This is a genomic window from Halomonas sp. 328 (genome assembly GCF_015645095.1).
Classification (GTDB): domain Bacteria; phylum Pseudomonadota; class Gammaproteobacteria; order Pseudomonadales; family Halomonadaceae; genus Bisbaumannia.
In genome coordinates this window covers 1-7,208 of the sequence record NZ_JADOTW010000059.1, presented here as the reverse complement: position 1 = coordinate 7,208, position 7,208 = coordinate 1, and the positions used below count along the sequence as shown (strand labels likewise).

Annotated in this window: 6 protein-coding genes; 3 read left to right on the top strand and 3 right to left on the bottom strand. The window is 63.0% G+C overall.

The genetic code is table 11. The annotated features are described in order from the left end of the window. Window positions 1-478: 478 nt before the first annotated feature. Window positions 479-754 carry a helix-turn-helix domain-containing protein gene (locus IHD13_RS17805; RefSeq protein ID WP_195862377.1) on the bottom strand — a complete coding sequence of 92 codons (276 nt, stop codon included), beginning with the start codon at window positions 752-754 and terminating at the stop codon, window positions 479-481. Next, a complete protein-coding gene (locus tag IHD13_RS17800) occupies window positions 747-1,061 on the bottom strand; it encodes a transcriptional regulator (RefSeq protein ID WP_195862376.1) in 315 nt (104 codons plus the stop codon). The genes IHD13_RS17805 and IHD13_RS17800 overlap by 8 nt, the downstream gene beginning before the upstream one ends. Before the next feature lie 216 nt (window positions 1,062-1,277). Here IHD13_RS17800 and IHD13_RS17795 point away from each other — a divergent pair, with 216 nt between their 5' ends. Beyond that, window positions 1,278-3,029, top strand: coding sequence for a PglL family O-oligosaccharyltransferase (locus tag IHD13_RS17795; RefSeq protein WP_195862375.1), 1,752 nt, complete (start codon window positions 1,278-1,280; stop codon window positions 3,027-3,029). A 52-nt stretch (window positions 3,030-3,081) separates the two neighbouring features. Here the strand turns inward: IHD13_RS17795 and IHD13_RS18515 are convergent, their stop codons facing one another. Next, window positions 3,082-3,564, bottom strand: a complete 483-nt coding sequence (locus IHD13_RS18515; RefSeq protein ID WP_268246252.1) for a pilin — start codon at window positions 3,562-3,564, stop codon at window positions 3,082-3,084. 439 nt (window positions 3,565-4,003) lie between these two features. Here IHD13_RS18515 and pilB point away from each other — a divergent pair, with 439 nt between their 5' ends. Together pilB and IHD13_RS17780 are read left to right on the top strand one after the other, a co-directional pair. After that, window positions 4,004-5,812, top strand: coding sequence for a type IV-A pilus assembly ATPase PilB (gene pilB, locus IHD13_RS17785; protein WP_195862374.1), 1,809 nt, complete (start codon window positions 4,004-4,006; stop codon window positions 5,810-5,812). Window positions 5,813-5,827: 15 nt separating this feature from the next. Next, a complete protein-coding gene (locus IHD13_RS17780) occupies window positions 5,828-7,072 on the top strand; it encodes a type II secretion system F family protein (RefSeq protein WP_195862373.1) in 1,245 nt (414 codons plus the stop codon). Window positions 7,073-7,208: the final 136 nt, after the last annotated feature.

Below are 7,208 nucleotides of genomic sequence, written 5' to 3'. Positions count from 1 at the left end.
CGATGATCTACCTGATTGGCAGCCCCGTGGGCCGCTTGTCCGATCAGGCCAAATCCACATGAAGTGACGAAGAACCAGAATTAATGGGGGTCTGTCCCTGATTTCAACTATGGGGGTCTGTCCCTGATTTCAACTGATTTCCACCGTCCTCAACTACCATCAGAGAATGTACCAGTGGGTGTAGCAGGGTTGCCAGTTGTACCAAAAGCTATGCTACAGGAGCCAGGAAGCACTTGAACAACGTCAGAGTTGCTGGCACCACACAGCCAAGAATGAAAATTTGATCCTAAGTGACCTGCGGTTGCAGCTGTCTTCTGCACAGTTGAACTATGCATTGGAACCATGTAGATGAATTCATCATCAACATCGTCATTAATCCCCTGGATCTCTACCCTAACAACACCATTCTCATTCGTTGCAATTGAAGAAACATGTTGCACGAGAAATGGGGGTCCGAGAAATGGGGGGCTGTCCCCGATTAGAGATCCCTCAGCGCCTCGGGGTGCTTTTCCGCTACACGCAGCAAGGTACGCGCAGTGCCGGTAGGCTCTCGGCGCCCTTGCTCCCAACCACGCAACGTGCCAGGGCTAACGTCCAGCAGCTCGGCAAACTCCTTTTGCGATAGCCCCAGCCGATGGCGAATCTCAGCCGCCATGGGCACTTCGACCCGAGTTACCCGGGATGCTTCACCACGCTTCATCTGGCGCACGGATTCGAGCAGATCATGCCCAAACTGTTCCATCTCTTTATCCATGGTTCAGTTCCTCTTTCAGTTGTGTCAAAAGCGAGGTTGGAAGATTGTCGAACTTTGATTTTGAATACACGATCAACAGCCACACCTGGCCATTATCGAGGGTGTTGTAATAGATCACGCGTGCGCCACCTCTCTTGCCACTTCCCTGGCGCCGCCAACGCACCTTGCGTACGCCGCCCGTACCCGGAATGACATCACCAACCAGTGGATCCGAGGCAAGCCAGGCAATGAAGGCCTCTCGCTCATCGTCTTGCCACACCTGTTCGGCATAGCGCCGAAACATGGCAGTTTCGATAATTGTGTACATGATGACCATCATGCGTCAATGACGCACTTCTTGCAAGCTGAACACCAAGGCGGCAGGCGACAGGCGGCAGGCGGCAGGCGGCAGGCAAAAGAATGGCCGGCTAAGCCGGCCATTCCGGTCTTAATGGGGGTCTGTCCCCCGGGGCTTTACTTCCACGCTGGGGGGGCGGAAGCTGGCCACTTACATAGTGATAACAAAGCTGCCGCAGGGGGTGCCATGACCGCCACGAGTTCGCCCAACCCACGCCTGACGGCCGGGGTGATCGCCACCGCCGTCGTCACCTTCACCCTGCTGCTGCATGTCACCTTTCCCAATATGGGCGGGGCGGGGCTGCGGATGCCCTTCAACGCCACGGTATGGATGGGCTTCGCCCTGCTGATGGCGCTGGCCCTGTGGCCCGCCACTCGGGGGGTGATCCGCTACAGCCACTTCCACCTGGGGGTGGGGCTGCTGCTGCTGGCGCTATGGGCGCCCTTCGCGTGGAGCTGGAACCCCGCCTCGATGATCGCCTTCCCGCGCCTGCTGGGCGCCACGGCGGGGGCCATATTGCTGCTGGGGCTGGCCCAGCTTCGGCTCCAGCGCCGCGACTGGTGGTGGCTGGGCCTGGCGATCCTGCTCGGTGCCCTGGTGGCCAGCGCCTTCGGCTATGCGCAGCGCTACTGGCTGGTCGAGGGCAACTGGATGGGCTATGACCCCAACTACGGCCGGCCCTATGGCATCTTCCAGCAGGTCAATGTGATGACCAGCTTCCTGGTCACCGCCCTGGTGATCTCCGCCTGGCTCTATGGCGAGGCCCGCCAGCGCTGGGAACGCGGGGTGATCCTGCTGGCGCCGCTGGTGATGCCGGCGCTGGTGCTGATGATCCAGTCGCGCACCGGCTGGCTGGCGGCGCTGCTCGCCCTGCCCCTGGTCATGGCCCATCTCCATGGCCAGGACCGCCGCCGATTCGCCCAGTGGGCCGGCGCCCTGGGGCTCGGCATCGCCCTGGGGGGGCTGCTCTGGTGGGCGCCCTGGTCGGCCACCGGCGGCGACAGCCTGACGGCCCGGGAACTCGCCCGGGGTGGAGAGCGGCTGCCGGTCTATCTGCATAGCCTGAAGATGATTCTCGAGGAACCACTCAGCGGCTGGGGCTATGGACGCTTCCAGCACGACTTCCTGCATAGTTTTGCCGACTGGCGCGCCAGCCTGCCGATCAACCAGCCGGTAATCGTCGACCCCATCATCACCCAGAACTACTCCCATCCGCATAACGAGCTACTGCTCTGGGGCGTGGAGGGGGGCCTGCTGCCGATGGCGGCGATCCTCGCCTTCGGCGGCTGGGTGCTCTGGCGGATCATCGCCCATGGGCCCCGTGGCGAGCGGCTGCTTTACTGCGCCCTGCTGCTGCCGCTGACCCTGCATGCCATGACCGAATATCCCTTCTACCACTCCATCGCCCACTGGCTGGCCTTTCTGCTGCTGCTGGGACTGGTCGCCGAGCACTGCTGGCCCAGCCGGGAAAGGGCCAATCGCTATACCTTCGGGATTCGGGTGGGGGGCTGGCTGGCAGTGCCGGTACTGTGGGCCTTTATGGCGACGCACTTGCAGACGCTATGGCAAGTCAAGATCCACCTGGAAACCCGGGGGCACAATCCGGTCGCCTTGGGTCAGGCCATCAACCCCCTGGGAATTCCCCATGATCTCGAATACCTTTCGATGAGCCAGCAGCTCCAAAGCTCAGCCAACCTGGGAATTATCGGCGTTATCGAGGACTATCTGAATTGGGCAGAAAAGCGTGCACGCACCCTTCCCACCCCCACTCTTTATGCCAGAATGCTGGAAAGTGAAGCCCTGCTAGGCGCCAGTGACAAACGGATTACTGGGAATGCAGCTCATCTTTACCCGGCATTTCGAGAGATCAAGACGGTGCTGGAAAATATCGCCACCCACCCGGAGAAACCCCATTACAACAGTAGATTCAAGCAATAACAAAGAAACAAAAAGGCCGGCGTTGCGCCGGCCTTTATTTACGTAATAGACATTAACGGCACTCAGCGGGGAGATGTCGCGCCTCAAGCGGAGTACCACCTGTACCAGCTTCACACGACCACATTACTGAGCCATCTTCCTCACTAGGAATAAGTATAATTGTTGGACTTGCATCCAGCGGTGCTCCAGTATCTGTATATGTAATAGTAATCACACCATCACTAGCCCCAGTACCCCCAACTTCGACACTATCGACATAAGTTCCACGAATTGTGTTCGCACTGGGAAGCCCAGCTTCATCATTATCTACTGGAAAAGCACCAGTTGAGGAGAAGGTCTCAGCTACCGCCGTACGCGCCGCCTGTGCCAGATTCAGGCCTTCCGAGACCTTGGAGCGAGTGACATAGTCCTGGTACCTGGGAATCGCCAGTGCCGCCAAGATCCCGATAATCGCCACCACGATCATTAGCTCGATCAGGGTAAAGCCGCCCTGGCCGGTCTTCACATACTTTTTAATGCCCTGTTGCTGTTTCATCACGATCACCCCTCTGTTGTTTCGTGAGCCGGCCCCTTGCCCTTGTCCAGTCTCACGTCACCGAGACACCGTTTACGATTTCCGTCCTTCGACTGGTTCCCTGCCGACCCTCGGCGCCGCGTCCCACTGCGGTCGCCCCGGGTCACGCCAGCAGTCTAGCCAGCCCCCGCGGGTCGGGAGTCGCCGCCTTTCAACGCTGGACCGGCTGGCCCGGCGTGTCCGACAGGGAGGTGATACCCGATTCCGTTGCACAAATTTACAATAGATTACACAATCAAGGCGCGCAAGGGCGATCTGCACGGGGAAGGCCCGCCCCGCCCGGGCGGTTTCGGCGACCTCAACGGCGCCGTCAACGGCCGGAAGCCGCTAGACTGACCTAGGCTAGGATATGTGAGGGAGTGTTAAGGGGATTGGTGGGGCATGGGATCGAGGAGCCGTTATGCATGATTCGCATCCGCCGTCGGTGGATTATCAGAGCCTGGTCGCCCAGAGCACCGCCTCGGGGCCGATAGGCGGGGGGGGCGGCGCCACCCTGGTGGCATCGGACCTGCGCGGCCTGGCGCGGCGCCTGGTGGTGGACGGCCTGCTCTCGGAGGCGGCGGCGCGGCGCGCCGAGGAGGAGGCCCGGGAGGAGGACGTCTCGCTGATGGCCCATGTCATCGAGAGCGGCCTGGTCACGCCGCGCCAGGCGGCCCTGGCGGCGTCCTGGGAGTATGGGCTGTCACTGATCGACCTGGACGCGGTACGCCCGGACAGCCTGCCGCCGGCGGAGAGCATGCCGGAGAAGGTGCTGCGCAAGCTCTCGGTGCTGCCGCTGCTGCGCCACGACCACCGGCTGACGGTGGCGGTGCCCTACCCGTCGACGCTGGCCCAGCTCGACGAGCTGCAGTTCGCCACCGGCCTCAACGTGGAGGGGGTCCTGGCGCCGATGGACCAGCTCGGTCCGGCCCTGGAGAACTACCTCTCCCATGCCGACAGCCAGGAGATGATGAAGGGGCTGGAGGGAGCCGACCAGGCCCTCGATAACCTGGACTACGAGGAGTACGACCCGGAGAGAGAGGCCTCCACGGTGACCGCCGGCAGCGACGATGCCCCGGTGGTGCGCTTCGTCAACAAGATCTTGCTCGACGCCATTCGCCGCGGCGCCTCGGATATCCATTTCGAGCCCTACGAGACACTCTACCGCATCCGCTTTCGCATCGACGGCATCCTGCTGGAGGCGGCACGCCCGCCCTTCAATATGCGCCAGCGCATCGCCGCCCGCCTCAAGGTGATGTCGAAGCTCGATATCTCCGAGCGGCGTCTGCCCCAGGACGGCGCCATCAAGATGCGCCTGTCGCGCAACCGCTCCATCGATTTCCGGGTCAGCACCCTGCCCACTGTCTATGGCGAGAAGATCGTGCTGCGTATCCTCGACCCCAGCTCGGCGCAGCTGGGCATCGACGCTCTGGGCTTCACCCCGACCCAGCGCGAGATGTACGAGCGGGTCCTGGACGAACCCCAGGGCATGATCCTGGTCACCGGCCCCACCGGTAGCGGCAAGACGGTGACCCTCTATACCGGCATCAATATCCTCAACACCCTGGAGCGCAATATCTCCACCGCCGAGGACCCGGTGGAGCTCAAGGTGCCGGGGGTCAACCAGGTCAATGTGCTGCCCAAGATCGGTCTCGACTTCGCCAGCGCCCTGCGCGCCTTCCTGCGCCAGGACCCGGACGTGGTGATGGTCGGCGAGATCCGCGACCTGGAGACCGCCGAGATCGCCGTCAAGGCGGCCCAGACCGGTCACCTGGTGCTCTCCACCGTGCATACCAACTCGGCCTCCGAGACCCTGACCCGGCTGGCCAACATGGGCGTGGCGCCCTTCAATATCGCCAGTTCCGTGAGCCTGATCATCGCCCAGCGGCTGACCCGCAAGCTGTGCAAGCACTGCAAGCAGCCGGCGGAGATCCCCCGGGAGGCGCTGCTGGCCGAGGGTTTCACCGAGGAGGAGGTCGCCTCGGCCACCATCTACCACCCGGTGGGCTGTCGCCACTGCACCCAGGGCTACAAGGGCCGCGAGGGGATCTACGAGGTGGTACCGGTCTCGGAGGCGATCAGCCAGCTGATCATGCGCCAGGGCAACGCCATGGAACTCGCCGACCAGGCGCGCCGCGAGGGTCACCCGGACCTGCGCCGCAGCGGCCTGCTGAAGGTGATGCAGGGCATCACCAGCCTGGAAGAAGTCAACCGGGTCACCAAGGACTAATCGGGAGGGGCCGCGATGGCGACCATGACACGTCAAGCCAAGGCGCAGCAGGCCAGGCATCAGACCAAGCTCTACCAGTGGCAGTGGAGCGGCAAGGCCCCCAGCGGGCGCAAGGTGAAGGGCAGCCTGATCGCCGCCAGCCGCGCCGAGGTGGAGAAGACCCTGAGCGGCCAGAACATCATCGTGCGCACCATCCGCCGCAAGGGCGGCGTGGGCGGCATGGGACGCATCAAGCCCCGGGACGTCATGCTCTTCGCCCGCCAGATGGCCACCATGATCCGCGCCGGGGTGCCCATGCTGCAGGCCCTGTCGGTGGTGGCGGAAAGCCTCAAGAAGCCCGCCATGAGCGCCCTGGTGCAGCAGCTGATGAGCGACGTGACCGCCGGCACCAACCTCTCGGCGGCGATGCGCAAGCACCCCAACCATTTCGATCCGCTGTTCGTCAACCTGGTGGAGGCCGGCGAGCACTCCGGCTCGCTGGACCATATGCTCGACCGGGTGGCGGCCTACAAGGAGAAGCTGGAATCGATCAAGGGACGGGTCAAGAAGGCGCTCTGGTACCCGGCGGCGGTGATCGCCGTGGGCATCGGCGTGACCGCCCTGCTGCTGATCATGGTGGTGCCCCAGTTCGAGGCACTGTTCCAGGGCTTCGGCGCGGAGCTTCCGGCCATGACCCGCATGACCATTCGCCTCTCCGAGTTCGCCCAGGCCTACTGGCTGTGGGGCCTGGGGGGCTTTATCGCCTTTATCTTCCTGATCCGCCAGGGCATCAAGCGATCGGAGAGCTTCGCCTACCGCATGCACGCCTGGTCGCTGAAGATTCCGGTGATCGGCGATATTCTCGACAAGTCGGCGGTGGCACGCTATTCGCGGACGCTGGCCACCACCTATGGTGCCGGCGTGCCCATGGTGGACTCCCTGGACGTCACCTCCGGGGCCACCGGCAACAAGGTCTACGAGCGGGCGGTGCGCCAGGTGCGCGAGGACGTGGCCACCGGCCAGCAGCTGCACTTCGCCATGCGCCTCACCGAGCAGTTCCCGCCGCTGGCGGTGCAGATGGTCGGCATCGGCGAGGAGTCCGGGGCCCTGGATGCCATGCTCAACCGGGTGGCGGACTACTACGAGGAGGAGGTGGACAACAAGGTGGACGCCCTCACCTCCCTGCTGGAGCCCTTTATCATCGTGGTGCTGGGCGTGCTGGTCGGCGGGTTGGTGATCTCCATGTACCTGCCCATCTTCGAACTCGGCAGCGTGATCTAGGGCCGGAAGAGGTTCTGGGGTTGTAGGAGTCAGACTCTGGGGTTGTGGGAGTTCGGGTGCCCCGAACGATTGGGCGACGCAGTCGCCCTTGGTGGCAGCCAAGGCCTTCCAGATCGCCCTGCGGGCGATATCGCTC